Source organism: Amycolatopsis sp. NPDC024027, assembly GCF_040638975.1.
Lineage (GTDB): Bacteria > Actinomycetota > Actinomycetes > Mycobacteriales > Pseudonocardiaceae > Amycolatopsis.
This window is the reverse complement of sequence record NZ_JBEZYY010000016.1, coordinates 149,323-164,316: the sequence shown is the minus strand read 5'-3', so window position 1 is coordinate 164,316 and position 14,994 is coordinate 149,323. Positions and strand designations below refer to the sequence as shown.

Annotated in this window: 15 protein-coding genes; 11 read left to right on the top strand and 4 right to left on the bottom strand. The window is 71.7% G+C overall.

Annotation, left to right across the window (positions count from 1 at the left end; translation table 11 throughout):
* Nucleotides 1-32: 32 nt before the first annotated feature.
* Nucleotides 33-1,340 carry an SWIM zinc finger family protein gene (locus AB0F52_RS33450; protein ID WP_360179869.1) on the bottom strand — a complete coding sequence of 436 codons (1,308 nt, stop codon included), beginning with the start codon at nt 1,338-1,340 and terminating at the stop codon, nt 33-35.
* Between the two features lie 103 nt (nt 1,341-1,443).
* Between AB0F52_RS33450 and AB0F52_RS33445 the strand changes: the two genes are divergently transcribed.
* Complete coding sequence (locus AB0F52_RS33445) at nt 1,444-1,953, top strand: PadR family transcriptional regulator (RefSeq protein ID WP_360179724.1); 510 nt, start codon at nt 1,444-1,446, stop codon at nt 1,951-1,953.
* Nucleotides 1,953-2,552: a GyrI-like domain-containing protein gene (locus tag AB0F52_RS33440; RefSeq protein ID WP_360179722.1), complete on the top strand. Its 600-nt coding sequence runs from the start codon at nt 1,953-1,955 to the stop codon at nt 2,550-2,552. Before AB0F52_RS33445 ends, AB0F52_RS33440 begins: the two co-directional genes overlap by 1 nt.
* 129 nt (nt 2,553-2,681) lie before the next feature.
* On the opposite strand, the gene AB0F52_RS33435 is transcribed toward AB0F52_RS33440, so the two are convergent.
* The gene (locus tag AB0F52_RS33435) at nt 2,682-4,748 is read right to left on the bottom strand and encodes an AMP-binding protein (RefSeq protein ID WP_360179720.1); all 2,067 of its coding nucleotides are present in this window, start codon (nt 4,746-4,748) and stop codon (nt 2,682-2,684) included.
* A gap of 298 nt (nt 4,749-5,046) precedes the next feature.
* On the bottom strand, nt 5,047-5,985 hold the full coding sequence (locus tag AB0F52_RS33430) for a WYL domain-containing protein (protein WP_360179718.1): 939 nt from the start codon (nt 5,983-5,985) through the stop codon (nt 5,047-5,049).
* Between the two features lie 98 nt (nt 5,986-6,083).
* Between AB0F52_RS33430 and AB0F52_RS33425 the strand changes: the two genes are divergently transcribed.
* Entirely contained in the window at nt 6,084-6,476 is a 393-nt protein-coding gene (locus AB0F52_RS33425; RefSeq protein ID WP_360179716.1) for a VOC family protein, read from the top strand.
* On the opposite strand, the gene AB0F52_RS33420 is transcribed toward AB0F52_RS33425, so the two are convergent.
* Entirely contained in the window at nt 6,430-6,870 is a 441-nt protein-coding gene (locus AB0F52_RS33420; RefSeq protein WP_014467383.1) for a hypothetical protein, read from the bottom strand. The two genes, AB0F52_RS33425 and AB0F52_RS33420, sit on opposite strands and share 47 nt — an antisense overlap.
* Nucleotides 6,871-6,957: 87 nt before the next feature.
* On the opposite strand from AB0F52_RS33420, the gene AB0F52_RS33415 reads away from it, so the two are divergent.
* The 8 genes from AB0F52_RS33415 to AB0F52_RS33380 all read left to right on the top strand — a co-directional run bounded on the left by AB0F52_RS33415 (nt 6,958) and on the right by AB0F52_RS33380 (nt 14,907).
* Complete coding sequence (locus AB0F52_RS33415) at nt 6,958-7,833, top strand: helix-turn-helix transcriptional regulator (protein WP_360179714.1); 876 nt, start codon at nt 6,958-6,960, stop codon at nt 7,831-7,833.
* Nucleotides 7,799-7,987 (top strand): DUF397 domain-containing protein, encoded by a 189-nt coding sequence (locus AB0F52_RS33410; protein ID WP_360179712.1) that lies wholly within the window; start codon nt 7,799-7,801, stop codon nt 7,985-7,987. The genes AB0F52_RS33415 and AB0F52_RS33410 overlap by 35 nt, the downstream gene beginning before the upstream one ends.
* 49 nt (nt 7,988-8,036) lie before the next feature.
* The gene (locus AB0F52_RS33405; protein WP_360179710.1) at nt 8,037-8,786 is read left to right on the top strand and encodes a 3-hydroxybutyrate dehydrogenase; all 750 of its coding nucleotides are present in this window, start codon (nt 8,037-8,039) and stop codon (nt 8,784-8,786) included.
* A 46-nt stretch (nt 8,787-8,832) separates the two neighbouring features.
* On the top strand, nt 8,833-10,158 hold the full coding sequence (locus AB0F52_RS33400; RefSeq protein ID WP_360179708.1) for an MFS transporter: 1,326 nt from the start codon (nt 8,833-8,835) through the stop codon (nt 10,156-10,158).
* Nucleotide 10,159: 1 nt separating this feature from the next.
* Entirely contained in the window at nt 10,160-12,013 is a 1,854-nt protein-coding gene (locus tag AB0F52_RS33395; protein ID WP_360179706.1) for a GAF domain-containing protein, read from the top strand.
* Nucleotides 12,014-12,148: 135 nt separating this feature from the next.
* Nucleotides 12,149-12,322: a hypothetical protein gene (locus tag AB0F52_RS33390; protein ID WP_360179704.1), complete on the top strand. Its 174-nt coding sequence runs from the start codon at nt 12,149-12,151 to the stop codon at nt 12,320-12,322.
* Between the two features lie 117 nt (nt 12,323-12,439).
* Nucleotides 12,440-12,715, top strand: coding sequence for a hypothetical protein (locus tag AB0F52_RS33385; RefSeq protein ID WP_360179702.1), 276 nt, complete (start codon nt 12,440-12,442; stop codon nt 12,713-12,715).
* Nucleotides 12,712-14,907: a TOMM precursor leader peptide-binding protein gene (locus AB0F52_RS33380; protein WP_360179700.1), complete on the top strand. Its 2,196-nt coding sequence runs from the start codon at nt 12,712-12,714 to the stop codon at nt 14,905-14,907. The genes AB0F52_RS33385 and AB0F52_RS33380 overlap by 4 nt, the downstream gene beginning before the upstream one ends.
* The last annotated feature ends 87 nt before the right edge of the window (nt 14,908-14,994 follow it).

The window sequence follows — 14,994 nt, the reverse complement described above, 5'->3', positions numbered from 1 at the left end:
CTCGGCTTCCTGTTCGTAGTCGGGGAAAACCTTCACAGCCGCACCGCCCGGTTCTCGTGCCAGCACATCAGCGGCCGCAATCCCGCCGGGCTCCACTCGCCGGCCACCGTCAACGGGCGGCCCGCCGAGAGGGCCAGCAGTGACCACGGGAACGCGTACGGCACCAGCGGCATCGCCGTGCCGTCCGGTTCGGACAGACACCAGCCGCCCGCGTGCTCGGCCGGGGTGACGCCCGACAACAGCACCGGCCAGCGCTCCAGCCACGGGTCCGCCGCCATCGCCCGCGTGTGCGCCGCCAGGGCGTCCGCGATCGACCCACCTTCGGCCGCCGGAGCCGCAAGCGGGATTCCGCGCTCCGCCACCAGGGCCCGCAGCGGCGCCGCGCCCGGGTAGAACGCCAGTTCCGCCGTCAGCCGGTGGCCCGGTGGCAACGTCGCGTCCAGGGGACGGCCCGGCGGCGCGAACGACAGCACCAGCGCGTCCCGGCCCGTGCCGAGGCCGCGCAACCACGTCCGGCGGGTGAGCAGCCGGTCGTTCTCCTCGTCCGCCGCGCCCGTGATCAGCCATTCGTCCGCGACGCGCTCGCCGGTCTCCAGCACCCGGGCCGTCTCCACCGAAAACCCCAGCCGCGTGCGGACGGTCTCCGCCAGCGCGGGCGGCAGCGACTCCAGGCGCGTGGCCGCGTCGGCGAGCAGGTACAGCTGGGACAGCTCGGCCAGCAGCGCCTCCGGCCAGTCGCGGCGGCCGACGAGCCCCGCCGCCCGGCGCAAGCCGCCCGCGAGCCCCGACGCCTGCGCGTCGACCATCCGCGCCGCGACCGTGCGCAGCTCTTCACCGCCGTTGCGCTCGAAGCCCGCGAACCCGGCCCCGATCCGGTCGGTCAGCCACACTTTCAGCTCCGCGACGCCGCCTTCGACGCGGGCCGCGCGATCGGAAGCACGCCGGGCGGCCGCTTCCTCGTCCTTCGGACCTGTCGCCTCGGCGCGGTTCTCCGCCCGGCGGGCGCGGTCGGCGCGTTCGGCCAGCCACGTGTGCACCCACTCGGGTGGTTCCGCGCCGTCGACGCGCCCGGCCGCCCAGAGCAGCAGCAAGCCCAGCGCGTGCTTGCATGGGAACTTCCGGCTGGGACAGGAACACCGGAACGCGGGCTCGGCCAGCTCGACGCACGTCTGGTACGGCTTCTTGCCACTGCCCTGGCAGAAGCCCCACACGGCGTCTTCGGACGCACCTGCGCCCGACCACCGCGCCGGCGTGGCGAGCGCCCGGCCCGCCTTCTCCGAAGCGGGATCCGGCGCCAGCCCGGCCACGCGTTCCGCGGTCCACGGCACCGCCGTCACCACCTGTCCCCCCACTGTGCTCCCTCGCTTTCCGGTACGAGGTGAAGCATGCCAGCACCCACCGACAATTTCCGGACGCTGAGTATTCTAGTGCTAGAGTACGGCCGTGCTGACCGACGCGGAACTGACGGTGCTCGGCCTGGTGGTCGAGCGGCCGAGGCACGGCTACGAGCTGGACGAGGTCGTCTCGGAGCGCGGCATGCGCGACTGGACGGCTCTCGGCTTCAGCTCGATCTACTACGTCCTGGGGAAACTCCGCGAGAGAGGCCTGGTCGCCGAGGTCGCGGGGGAACGCGCGCACGCCAAGGCCAAGAAAACGTTCACGGCCACCGAAGCGGGCCGCAAGGCGTGCGCGGCGGCCGCCGAAGCCGCCGTCGCGGAGCTGCGCCCGGTGCACCCGCCGGTGCTCGTCGGCCTGGCGAACAGCCCGGCCGTCCCGCCCGAACGGCTTGCGGCCGCGCTGGCTCGTCGCGCGGAAGCCGTAAAAGAGCGGCTCACCGAGGTCCGCCGCGCCGCCGCGGCCCAGGAACACGCCCCGCCGTTCGTCCGCGCGATCTTCGACTACTCCATCGTCCAACTCGAGGCGGAAGCCCGGTGGCTGGAAGGAATGACCTGATGCCCTACGACATCAAGAAGGACCTGAAGCAGCTCTACGCGCCCAAGAACACCGACTGGGCCCTGGTGGACGTCCCCGAACAGCGGTTCCTCGCGATAGACGGCCGCGGCAACCCGAACACGGCGGAGAGCTACCGGAAGGCCGTCGAAGCGCTTTACGCCTTCGCCTACACGATCAAGATGGCGGCGAAACAGCGTGGTGAGGACTTCGTCGTGGGGCCGTTGGAGGGCTTGTGGTGGGCCGAGGACTACGCGGCTTTCACCGTGCGCGCCAAGGATTCCTGGCAGTGGACCATGCTCATCGCGCAACCTTCGTGGATCGAGGAGGCCGCCGTCGAGGAGGCCAGGGAAACGGTGCGGCGCAAGAAGAAGCTCGAGGCGCCGGTCCGGCTGGAGAAGCTGCACCAGGGCCGCTGCGCGCAGGTGCTCCACGTCGGCTCGTACGACGACGAAGGTCCGCTGCTGGCCCGCCTGCACGACGAATACCTTGCGGCGCAAGGCTTGAAGCCGACCGGACTGCACCACGAGGTGTACCTCGGCGACCCGAGACGCGTCGAGCCCGCGAAGCTGCGGACGGTGCTGCGTCAGCCGGTCGGCTGAGCCGGCCGCTCGTTGGCCGGTCGCCAGCGCCCCAATGTGGCCTTCGGTGCGTTCAACGCACCGAAGGCCACCTTGGGTGCGTTGAACGCAACCAAGGCCACATTGGGGCGCTTGGTCGGAGTCGTGCGGTCAGTATTCGCTGGTCGCCGGCCAGGTGTCGTCGTGGAGGAGGCGCTTGAGGATCTTGCCCGTCGCGTTGCGGGGCAGGTCCGGCACGAAATAGACGTCCCGTGGCACCGCGAACCGGGCCAGGCGGTGGTGGATGTACTGGCGGATGTCCTCCGCGTGCAGCGACGCGCCCCGCCGCGGGACGACGTACGCCGCCAGGCGCTGGCCCCACTCCGCGTCGGCCACGCCGACCACCGCCGCGTCGTGCACGCCCGGGAGCGCCACCAGCGCCTCTTCCACTGGGCGGGGGAACACGTTCTCGCCGCCCGAGACGATCATTTCGTCGGCCCGGCCGGTGACGAACAGGCGGCCCGCCGCGTCGAGGTAGCCGACGTCGCCGCTGGCCATCATGTCCGCCGCGCGGGCCGGGTCGGTTCCGCTCGTGTAGCCCTCGAACAGCATGTCGTTGCCGACGAAGATCTGGCCCTCGCCGCCCGGCGGCACCGGCTTGCGGTCCTCGTCCAGGATCGCGAGCCGCGTGCCGAGCGGGCAGCGGCCGGCCGTCGTCGGCGCCGCGCGCAGGTCGGCCGGGTCGGCGATGCTCGCCCAGGACACCTCGGTCGAGCCGTAGAAGTTGTAGAGGACGTCGCCGAAGGTGTCCATGAAGGACGTCACGAACGGCCCGGACATCGCCGAGCCGCTGCTGGCCACGATCCGCAGCGACGACAGGTCGTAGCGCGCGCGGACCCGCTCGGGCAGGTCCATGATCCGCTGCAGCATGATCGGCACGGCGAACAGCGCGTCGCACTTCTGCTCGGCGATCGTCCGCAACGTCTCTTCGGCGTCGAACTTGCGGATCAGCGCGAGCGACGCCCGCAGCGCCATCCCGATCTGCATCGCCGCGAGGCCCCACGTGTGGAACAGCGGCGCGGCCACGAGCAGCCGGTCGCCGGAGCGCAGCGGGATCCGGTCGAGGATCGCCGCGGCGGTGCCCAGCCCCTTCGGCGTGGGCCGCCGCGCGCCCTTCGGCGTCCCGGTGGTGCCGGAGGTGAGCACGATCAGCCGGCCGGGCCGCTCGACCGGCTTCGGGCGGTCGGCGGGCGCGGCTTGGATCAGCTCGTCGACGGTCGGGTAGCCGGCGTCGGCGTCCGGCCAGGTGCTGATCCGCGCGAAGTCGCCCGGCACGTTCGCGATGGTCTGCGCGAACTCGTCGTCGGCCAGCACGGCGGACGGCTGGTGCTCGGCGAGCACGTCCTTGACCGAGGCGGCGGACAGGCCGGTGTTCAGCAGGATGACGTCGGCGCCGAGCTTGCTGGCCGCGACGAACGACTCGATCATCGCGGCGTGGTTGCGGCACATCAGCGCGATCCGGTCGCGTTCGACGACGCCGAGTTCGCTCAGCGCGTTGGCGAGCCGGTCGCTGCGCTCCTGGACCTGGCGGAAGGTGCGGACGCTGCGCTCGTCGTGCAGGGCGAGCTCGTCCGGGACGCGGGCCGCGGCGGCCTGGTAGCCGCCCGCGACCGTGGCGCCCCACTGCGCGAGGGAGTTCAGCTGGCGCGCGAGCTTGTCCGGTCGCCCGGCGCTGAGCACGCCGGCGCGCAGCAGGATGCTCGTGGTGCGCAGCTTGGTGGCCTTGTTGGTCTCGCTGTCGGTGCCGGGGTCGTGCTCGCCGGCCAGGTGCAGGTCGAGGCGCCGGGCGAGGGCGCGGACGTCCTTCTTGATCGTCGACACCAGTTCCAGGTGCGACGGCGGCAGCATCATCCGCACGAACAGCTCGGTCTGGCCGCCGGCCAGCGATCTCAGCTCCAGGGAGACCCAGGTGCCCTCGTCGGGGACGCCGCACCACACGACGTGCTCGCCCGGCCGGTAGACGACGGCCTGCATCTGCGTCTCGAGCATCGGTCCCCGCGCCGGGACGATCCGGACCACGCCCTTCGGGCCGCGCCCGCGCCCGGCCGGCTCCTGGATCTCGCACCAGCTGATCTCCGGCACGAACCGCGAGTACCACTCCGGCGATCCGACGATCTGCCACACCACGTCGGGCGGGTGTCCGACCACGGCACTCGCCTCGACCACATCGTCACGCATTGTCTGCCCTCACCGAAGTGTCGCCGAACGCACGTTCAGGTCACGGAGGCGTCACAATAGCAGCAAACGGGTGATCAGGGATACTCCGAACGGCCAGATACCGGCGGGTAACGGACACTCCGAGTGTTCCCGCCCGGTGTCCATTGTAGACCGATGAACGGCGTTCACCAAGCTGAGGGGTGATCACGGCCATTCGACATGATCGACGAGCAAGGTTCGGAAAGTGTGCAAGTGCCTTTCAGCAGGTGCGGAGGCCGGACGACGCGTTTCCGACATCTCGTGTCATAACGGGCAGCGATCACGTCCCGTAGCGCGCAACCAGCTCCGCGCCGAGCCGGGCCAGTTCCGCCTGCACCGACTCCGGGCCCTCGACCTCGACCAGCCCGCCCCACCCCGCCAGCTCCTGCGCGATCATGATCGGCGCCGGTGCGGCCACCCGCGCGCGGACCCGCTCCCCGGGCAGCTCCGCGACGAGCTCGCAGTGCCGCCCGAACCGGTTCTGGAGCACCCGGAAGTGCCGGCGGGCGAGCACCACGTCCGCGCTCAGCAACGAACGGCGCTTTTCCATCTCCTCGACGACCTCCCGCCAGACCGCCGCCAGCTCGAGGTCCGACGGCCGGTCCGCGGGCTCGTCGGTCGGGATGGCGGAGACGATCCGGTCGACGCGGAAGGTGCGGCGGCCCTTCGCCGTCCCCGCGACCAGGTACCAGACGTCGTCCTTGTCGACCAGGCCCCACGGGTCCACGAGCCGCTCGGACTTCTCGCGCCCGGCGTAGGCGAGCCGGACCCGGCGGCGGGCGATGACGGCGTCCCGCAGCAGCGAGACCATCGGCGGCCGTTCCTTCGGGCGCTCACCCCAGCCGGCCTGGTCGACGACGACCGCGTCCGCCGCCGCCTCGGCGTCCGCCCGGAACGTGCCCGGCAGCGCGCCCATCAGCTTCCGCAGCGCTGATTTGACCTCCGGTGCGCCCGCCGCGGCCGGGCCGGCCAGCAGGAAGAGCGCCTGCGCCTCGCGGGCGCTCAGACCGGAGAGGTCGGTGCGCGCGCCGCCGACGAGCTGCCAGCCGCCGCCGCGGCCCGGCTGCGGGTAGACGGGCACCCCGGCCGCCGAGAGGGCTTCGAGGTCGCGGCGCGCGGTGGCGACCGAGATTTCCAGCTCCGCCGCCAGTTCGGCGGCCGTGACGCGGCCGCGCGTCTGCATCAGCAGGAGGGTGGCCACGAGGCGGTCGGCGCGCATGGGAGAAGTGTCGCAAATAAAGTGGTCACTTGGTGAGCACTTTTACCCCGCATGATGACTCCACACCGCTTGAACGAGGCGCTTCAGAGGAGCCGGACATGCTGCGAGGAATGGCCACCGTGACGTACTACGCCGAGGACCTCGAGGCCGCGAAGGCCTGGTACACGGAGTTCCTGGGGGTCGAGCCGTACTTCAACGTCCCCGGGTACTCGGAGTTCCGGATCGGCGACTACCAGCACGAACTCGGCATCATCGACCGCAAGTACGCCCCGTCCGCGCTCACCGAGCCGGGCGGCGAGATCGTCCGCTGGCACGTCGACAACCTCGAAGCGACGTTCGCGCGCCTCCTGGAGCTGGGCGCGAAGGAGTACGAGCCGATCATCGAACGCGGGCCCGGGTTCGTGACGGCCTCGGTCGTCGACCCGTTCGGCAACGTCCTCGGGATCATGACGAACGTGCACTATCTCGCGGTGCTGGCGGAACGCTCATGAGCCGGTACGCCTCTTTGACGCACTTCTCGCACCGCTCGTGCCGCTCGGTCCGGCCCGCCGGATCGGTGCCGTAGAAGGGGAAGCACCCCGCGCCGCAGCTCGCGAAGTAAATCAGGCCGAGCCGCACCTCGCCGCGGCCGACGTAGTGGGACAGGCGGCGCCGCGGCTCCGGCCCGCACTCGGGGATCCAGCCGTGGGCGGGCAGCCGCGCGGCGGCGATCTCGTCGAGCACGCCCGCGCGGCTGATCAGGTCCGCGCCGAGACAGCTGAGGCGCTCGCCGAGGTCGCGCAGGCCGTCCGCGCGCAAGGGCGGTCCGGTCAGCCAGGCGAGGTCGCCGGGGAGCGTTTCGGCGAGATCGCGAAGACGGGTCAGAAGTGCGTGGTCCGGGTCCATGACCAGCAGCGAACCTGACGCGGATCCGCGACACCAGGCGGGCGGCCGGCGAAGGGAAATGTCGGACCCCGCTGACAGAATGCGGTCATGGCGACACCCTTCGCGACACCCCGGGCGAGAGCGCTCGGGTTCGGGCTGCGCACCTGCCGGGAAGCGCGGAACCTCGGCGTGCGGCAACTGGCCCGGAAGATCGGCGTGCATGCGCAGGAGCTGTCCAACTGGGAGTACGGGAAGCGGATCCCCAAGGTGGAGCAGGTGGCGCTGCTGATGGGGGTGCTGGTTGTCGAGCCGGGGGAGCGAGCGAGGTTGCTGGAGCTGGCCCACACCGCCCGCGAGCTGAGCTGGTTGGAGAAGGCGGTGCCCGGCGTGGCACCCAGCGCCTCCAGTTACGCGGAGAACGAGCGCGCGGCAACGGCGATCTTCGATTGGGAGCCCGCGGTGATTCCGGGACTTTTCCAGACTCCGGACTACATCCGGGCCTTGCTGAGCGGTCAGGAGCAGCCTGAGCGGATCGAGCGGGTCGTGCATGCGCGGCTGGCGCGGCGAGAAGTGCTGACGAGGCACGACCCGCTGGACTACCACGTGCTGGTCGGCGAGGGCGCTGTGCGAGCCGAGGTTGGCGGGGCGTCGGTGATGGTGGAGCAACTTCGGCACCTGCTGCGTGCTTCGATGCGGCGGAACATCCGGCTTCAGGTGCTCCCGATGCGTGCCAGCGCGCAGGCGGTCACCCACAACTTCGGTGTGCTTGAGTTCGAGGCCCTCCCGGAGATTGTCTTCGTGGAGCTCCACCGGGCGAGTGCCTACCTCTACGATGCTGATCAGGTGGCCAGTTACCGCGCGGCGGCGAAGACCATGGCGGCCCTGGCGATGGATGAGCACAAGAGCGGCGAGTTCATCCGGGAGGTGATCGCCGACCTGGAGAGGCAGCATGACCTGGCGGAAATCGACTTACAGCGCAACTGAAGACAAGTGCGTGGAAGTGGCGCTCGGACCTGCGGCAAAAGTCCGCGACACCAAGGACCGCTCCGGCGGCACCCTCGAAATCTCCACCCGATCGTGGGACGCCTTACTCTCCGCGTTGTGTCGGCCCACCACACTGGATCTTCCTGAGGTGTAGCCCTTCCGCACATAGCTAGCGACCGGGGTCACGCTTACCGTTCCCGTCCATGACCAGCGATCTGGACGGGCGCACCGCCCTCGTCACCGGCGGTGCGAGCGGCATCGGCCTCGCCTGCGTCCGGGCTCTCGCCGCGGCCGGGGCGAAGGTGCACGTCGTCGACATCGACGAACACCGCACCGAAGCCGCCGCCTCCGAGGTGGGCGGCTGGGCGCACGTCGCCGACCTCACCGAACCCGCCTCGATCGACGGCCTGCCCGCCGAGGTCGACATCCTGGTGAACAACGCCGGGATCCAGCACGTCTCGCCCCTCGAAGACTTCCCGCCCGACGTCTTCACGCGGATCCAGGCCCTGATGGTCACCGCTCCCTTCCTCCTCATCCGGCGCACCCTTCCCGCGATGTACGCGCGGGGGTGGGGCCGGATCGTCAACATGTCGAGCGTCCACGGGCTGCGCGCCTCCGCCTACAAGGCCGCTTACGTCGCCGCCAAGCACGGGCTCGAAGGCCTCTCCAAGGTCGCCGCCCTGGAAGGCGCCGAACACGGCGTGACCAGCAACTGCGTGAACCCCGGGTATGTGCGCACTCCGCTCGTCGACGGGCAGATCGACGCCCAGGCCGCCGAGCACGACATCCCGCGTGAGGACGTCGTCGCCGAGGTGCTCCTCAAGCGGGCCGCGATCAAGAAGCTCATCGAACCCGAAGACGTCGCTTCCCTGGTGGTGTGGCTGTGCTCTCCGCACGCCGGCCACATCACCGGGGCCTCGATTCCCCTCGACGGCGGTTGGACCGCTGCCTGAAAAACGCCGTGAACAACCGCTCAACCACAAGGAAGTGGAGCCCGCAGTGAGCCAACCCCACCGGTCGGCGATCGCCAAGATCGTCGGCGCGAGCCTGATCGGCACCACCATCGAGTGGTACGACTTCTTCCTCTACACCTCGGCCGCCGCCCTCGTCTTCAACAAGCTGTTCTTCCCGACGGCGAACCCGCTCACCGGCACGCTGCTGGCGTTCCTGACCTACGCCGTCGGGTTCCTCGCCCGGCCGGTCGGCGGGCTGGTCTTCGGCCACTTCGGCGACCGGCTCGGCCGGAAGAAACTCCTGATCGTCAGCCTCGTCCTGATGGGCGGCTCGACCTGCCTGATGGGCGTCCTGCCGACGTACGCCACCGCCGGCGTCCTGGCTCCGCTGCTGCTCACGCTGCTCCGGCTCGTCCAGGGCTTCGCGCTCGGCGGCGAATGGGGTGGCGCCGTCCTGATCGTCTCCGAACACGGTGACGACCGCCGCCGCGGCTTCTGGGCGAGCTGGCCGCAGTGCGGCGCGCCCGGCGGGAACCTCCTGGCCACCGCGGTGCTGGCGATTCTTTCGGCCACCCAGTCCGACGCCACCTTCATGTCCTGGGGCTGGCGCGTCCCGTTCCTGCTTTCGGGCGTGCTGCTGCTGATCGGCCTGTGGATCCGGCTGGCCGTCACCGAGTCGCCCGTCTTCCTCGCGGCTCAGCGTCAGGCCGAGCTGCGCGCCGAGAAGCACGTGCCGGTCGTCGACGTCTTCCGCAACAGCTGGCGCCAGGTGCTGATCACCATCGGCGCGCGGATGGCCGAGAACGTCTCGTACTACGTGATCACCGCGTTCATCCTGGTGTACGTCACGACCGGGCTGCACCTGCCGAAGGGTGTCGGCCTGACCGCGGTGCTCATCGGCTCGGCCGTGCACTTCGTGACGATCCCGTTGTGGGGCGCGTTGTCGGACCGCGTCGGACGCCGTCCGGTCTACCTGTTCGGCGCGATCGGGATGGCCTTGTGGAGCTTCGCGTTCTTCGCGCTGCTCGACACGAAGTCGTCGGCGGTGATCGTGCTGGCCACGACCGTCGGGCTGGTGCTGCACGGCGCGATGTACGGCCCGCAGGCCGCGTTCTTCGCCGAGCAATTCCCGACCCGGGTGCGCTACACCGGCCTTTCCGTCGGCGGGCAGCTCTCGTCGATCGCCGCCGGGGCCGTCGCGCCGCTGGTCGCCGTCGCGCTGTTCTCCAGCTGGGGCAGCACCGTGCCGGTGTCGCTGTACGTCACGGCGATGTGCCTGATCACGGTGATCGCGCTGCTTTCCGCCCGGGAAACCCGGGGCGAATCGCTGCACGACGACGTCGAAGCGGAGAAGGCAGCCGTCTCGCCCTAGCATGACCGCCGTGACCGCACCCTCGGACGCGCTGCGCCGGCTGCTCGACCTGCTCGCCTCCGGGGCGAGCACCGAGCAGCTGGCGCACGTCGTCGTGGCCGCCCGCGCCGAGGGCGCCCTCGACGCGGCCGACCTGGCCGCGCTGGCCAGCGCGGGCGAGCTGGCCCTGCGGATCCGCGAGACCCTGGCCGAGCACCGGCGGCGCGAGGCCCGGCTCACCGCGCTGTTCGAGACCGCGAGCGAGCTCGCCGCACTGTCCGATCCGGACACCGTGCTGCGCTCGATCGTCCGGCGGGCACGGGCCCTGCTCGGCGTCGACGTCTCCTACCTCAGCCTCAACAACGAAGCCGAGGGCAAGACCTACATCCGGGTCAGCGACGGCTCGGTGTCGGCGGAGTTCCAGCAGATCGTGCTCGGCATGGGGGAGGGCCTCGGCGGGCTGGTCGCGCAGACCGCGCGGCCGTACGCGACCTCGGACTACTTCAACGACGACCGGTTCAAGCACACCCGGCACATCGACTCCGGCGTCGAAGACGAGGGCCTGACCGCCATCCTCGGCGTCCCGCTGGCCATCGGGCCGAAGGTGCTGGGCGTGCTCTTCGCGTCCGACCGCGCCGCCCGGGAGTTCTCCGCCGACGAGGTGGCGCTGCTGTCGTCGCTCGCCGACCACGCGGCGATCGCCCTGGACAGCGCGAACCTCCTGGACCAGACCCGCCGCGCGGTCGCGGAACTCAACGAGGCCAACGCGACGATGGAACGCGCCGAGGACGCCCACGACCGGCTCACCGACCTCGTCCTGCGCGGCGGCGACCTGCCGGACGTGGCCGACGCGGTCGCGGCGGTGCTGCACGGCGAGCTCACGGTGTACGACGCCGACGGCACGCTCCTGGCGAGTTCGGCGGATCCCGTGGCGCTCGACCCGGACGCGTTGGCGTCGGCCCGCACCACCGGGCGTGCGGTGTCCACAAAGGACAACTGGGTGTGCGCGGTGCAGGCGGGACCGGAACTGCTCGGCTGCCTGGTGCTGGCCGGCCGTCCCGGGCTCACCGATCCCGACCGGCGGCTGTTCGAACGCGCCGGCGTCGTGACGGCGTTGCTGCTGATGCTGCGGCGGTCGGTGGTGCGCGCCGAGGACGAGGTCCGCGGCGAGCTGCTGACCGACCTGCTCACCGCACCCGGCCGCAACCCCCGCGCGCTGCTGGCCCGCGGCCGCCGCCTGGGCATCGACCTGTCGGCGCCGCACGCGGTGCTGGTCGCGCACGCGGACGGCGGCTCGCGGCGGCGCGTGGCGAGTGCGGCCGCCCGGCACGCGACGCTGGTCGGGGTGCACGCGGAGGAGGTCGTGTTGCTCGCGACCGGCGACCCGGACGAGCTGGCCCGCCGCGTCGCGGCCGACCTCGGCTCGGCGACCGGCCGCCCGGTCACGGTGGGCGCGGCGGGGCCGGCGAGCGGCCCCTCGGCGATCGCGGAGGCCCACGCGGAGGCCGCGCGCTGCGTCCGGGCGTTGCTGGCGCTCGGCCGGACGGGCGAAGGCGCGGCGATGGCCGGCCTGGGTTTCCTCGGCCAGCTCCTCGGCGACCGGGCGGACCTGGACGCGTTCGTCCGCCGCACGCTGGGGCCGGTCCTGGACTACGACGAGCGCCGCGGCACCGAGCTGGTGGCGACGCTGCGAGCCTACTTCGCGAACGGTGCGCAGCTGGCGCGCACGAAGGACGTGCTGCACGTCCACGTGAACACCGTGGTGCAGCGGCTGGAGCGGGTGGCGTCGCTGCTGGGGGAGGACTGGCAGGCGCCGGACCGGGCCCTGGAAATCCAGCTGGCGCTGCGGTTGCACCGGCTCGGCGAGTCCCGGTGATTTTCTTCGAAAATGCCGCGGACCAGTACCCGTTGAGCTGCTCGGCAGTCCGGGCGTCCACCGCCTGGCGCTAGCGGACCGCAGCGTGGCCGGGCATCGTTGAAGCCACGGAAAACAACAATTGACGGGGGTCCCATGAAGAATTTCGAAAGCGCACTCGCAGCGGCGTTCGAGGTCGATCCGGCCGCGGTACCCGGGCTGACGATCGACCAGCTCGACGGCCGGCAGCCGACCGGGTCCGGCCCGGCGCCGCTGTGCTACACCTGGGTGGCGGACCCGGTTCGCCCGTCGGTCAGCCCCTGTCGGTGACCGCGATCGCCGGGTGACCGGACCGGTCCCGCCGAAGTCCCCCGTCCGGCTCTGACGCACCGGTGACGCGCTCGGCACAATGGGAGTTGCCAAGCGGCGACATCGAGGGGGAATTTCGTGAGCCCATTCAAGAGCGCACTCGAAGCAGCTTTCGGAACGGGGACGGCCGAGCTGCCGGAACTGAAAATCGACCAGCTCGACGGCCCGTCGGTCGCCGGGCAGCCGGCGCCCCTCTGCGCGACTTGCGCCTGCCTGGCCGAGCCGGTGCCGGCGAGCTACTGCCGGGCCGAAACGCCCGGGCCGGTTCTGGCCACCTTGTGCCAGGCGGAGCCGGTCCGCACCTGTTACTGCCGGGCCGAGAGCCCCGAGCCGGTGACCGCGATCGCCGGGTGACCGAACCGTCTCCGCCGGTCGTCGGGTTCAAGCGGCACCTCAGCACCGCCGTGGTGCCCGGCGACGCGGCCTACGTGCTGTCCGAAGAGGGCACGACGGCGCTGAGCGGGCCGCACCTGGAGTCCCTGGTCCCGTTGCTCGACGGCACCAGGGATTTCGCGGCCCTGCGCCGGGAACTGCCTGCCGACGTCCCCGCCGAAGAGGCTTCCGGGGTGCTGACCCGGCTCGCCGAAGCCGGGCTGATCGGCCTGCGCCCGGCAGCGTCCACGCCCGAATCGGCTTACTGGGACGCCGTGGGCGGCGACGCCGCGAGCGCACGCGGCCGGGTCGCGCTGATCGGCGGGGATCCCGCGGCGGCGGACGTGCTGCGGTCAGCCGGGCTCACCGTGGCCGAAGACGAAGCCGACCTGTCCATCGTGCTGTGCCACGACTACCTCGCCGAACGACTGTCCGAAGTGGACGCCGAGCACCGCGCGGCCGGGCGGCCGTGGCTGCCGGCCAAACCGGTCGGCACGCGGCTCTGGGTCGGCCCGTTCTTCACCCCCGGCGACGGCCCGTGCTGGCACTGCCTCGCCGCGCGGCTGTGGGGCAACCGGCCCGCCGAGGCCCACATCCGCGACGCGCTCGGCCTGCCCGGGCCGCTGCCGCGTCCGGAAGTGGCGCTCACGCCGCTGACCGCCGTCGCGCTCAACCTGGTCGCCCTCGAAGCCGTCAAGTGGCTGGCCGGACAGCGGCACCCGGGCCAGCGTGCCCTGTGGACGTTCGACAGCCGCGACCTCAGCGGGGAGCGGCACGAGGTGCGCGCCCGGCCGCAGTGCGCGTCCTGCGGGAACCCGGACCTGGTGCGCGAACGGACGCGCCGGCCCGTCGTGTTCGAGCCGCGGCCCAAGGCCCGCACCGACGGCGGCGGCCACCGCGCCCTGCCGCCGGAGCAGGTCCTCGAGACCTACCGGCACCTCGTCAGCCCGCTGACCGGGGTCGTCAAGGAACTGCGCCGCGACACGCGCGGCCCGGCCCTGTTCACCTCGTTCCGGTCGGGACCGAACATCGCGCTGGGCCGGCGCGGCGCCGACCGGCTGCGCACGGCGCTGCGCAGCCAGAACGGCGGCAAGGGCGTCAACCCGCTCCAGGCCGAGGTGGGCGCGCTGTGCGAGGCCCTCGAACGGCACAGCGGCCACCACGACGGCGACGAAGAGCGGGTGCGGGCCAGTTTCCGCTCACTGGGCGACAAGGCGGTGCACCCCGACACGTGCCAGCTGTTCCACGAACGCCAGTTCGCCGACCGGGCGCGCAGCAACGCGGAGCACGGGCCGTTCCAGCACGTCGTCGAGCCGTTCGACGAAGACGCCGAGCTGGACTGGACCCCCGTGTGGTCGCTCACCCGCGGCGAGCACCGGCTGTTCCCCACCGCACTGCTGTACTTCGGCGCATCCGGGCCGCCGTCCCTGCTCGCCGACTCCAACGGCAACGCCGCGGGCGGCACCCTGGAAGATGCCGCCTTGCAGGGCATGCTCGAGGTCGTCGAGCGCGACGCCGTCGCCCTGTGGTGGTACAACCGCACCCGGCAGCCGGCGGTCGATCTGGACGCGTCCGGTGACCCTTGGATCGCCGAGCTGCGGCAGGCGTACGCCGACCTGGGCCGCGAGGTCTGGGTCCTCGACGTCACCGCCGACCTCGGGGTACCGGTGATGGTTGCGCTGTCCCGGCAGACCGGTGGGGCCCGCGAGGCGATCATGCTGGGGTTCGGCGCGCACCTCGACCCGGCCGTCGCCCTGCGGCGCGCGCTGACCGAACTGAACCAGATGATGCCCGTCGTCCTCGACGGGTGGGACGGCGGCGACGACCCGGACGCGGTGCGGTGGTTGCGGGACGCGACCGTGGCCGGCCGGCCGTACCTCCGGCCCGACCCGGCCCGCGGACCGGCCGAGTTGGCCGACGCCTCCTCGACCGACCTGCTGGCGGACGTGAAACTGGTGCAGGCCAGGCTCGAAGCCGCCGGGCTGGAGGTGTTCGTGCTCGACCAGACGCGGCCCGACATCGGCCTGCCGGTGGTCAAGGTGATCGTCCCGGGCCTGCGCGGGTTCTGGGGGCGCTTCGCGCCCGGGCGGCTCTACGACGTGCCGGTGCGGCTCGGCCGCCTGGCCGAGCCGACCGCCTACGAAGACCTCAACCCGATGCGGATCTTCCTTTAGGTGTGCAGGTCGGTCAGCGCGGCTGGTCCGATGCAGTGAATGACTCATTCCTGTCGTCCGACGACAGGAATGAGTCATTCACTGCAT

Bases quoted from the DNA above. Each gene is read 5' to 3' on its own strand.
- AB0F52_RS33440 (WP_360179722.1), top strand. From the start codon at position 1,953: ATGCCCTACGACATCAAGAAGGACCTGAAGCAGCTCTACGCGCCCAAG.
- AB0F52_RS33435 (WP_360179720.1), bottom strand. From the start codon at position 4,748: ATGCGTGACGATGTGGTCGAGGCGAGTGCCGTGGTCGGACACCCGCCC.
- AB0F52_RS33430 (WP_360179718.1), bottom strand. From the start codon at position 5,985: ATGCGCGCCGACCGCCTCGTGGCCACCCTCCTGCTGATGCAGACGCGC.
- AB0F52_RS33425 (WP_360179716.1), top strand. From the start codon at position 6,084: ATGCTGCGAGGAATGGCCACCGTGACGTACTACGCCGAGGACCTCGAG.
- AB0F52_RS33420 (WP_014467383.1), bottom strand. From the start codon at position 6,870: ATGGACCCGGACCACGCACTTCTGACCCGTCTTCGCGATCTCGCCGAA.
- AB0F52_RS33415 (WP_360179714.1), top strand. From the start codon at position 6,958: ATGGCGACACCCTTCGCGACACCCCGGGCGAGAGCGCTCGGGTTCGGG.
- AB0F52_RS33410 (WP_360179712.1), top strand. From the start codon at position 7,799: ATGACCTGGCGGAAATCGACTTACAGCGCAACTGAAGACAAGTGCGTG.
- AB0F52_RS33405 (WP_360179710.1), top strand. From the start codon at position 8,037: ATGACCAGCGATCTGGACGGGCGCACCGCCCTCGTCACCGGCGGTGCG.
- AB0F52_RS33395 (WP_360179706.1), top strand. From the start codon at position 10,160: ATGACCGCCGTGACCGCACCCTCGGACGCGCTGCGCCGGCTGCTCGAC.
- AB0F52_RS33390 (WP_360179704.1), top strand. From the start codon at position 12,149: ATGAAGAATTTCGAAAGCGCACTCGCAGCGGCGTTCGAGGTCGATCCG.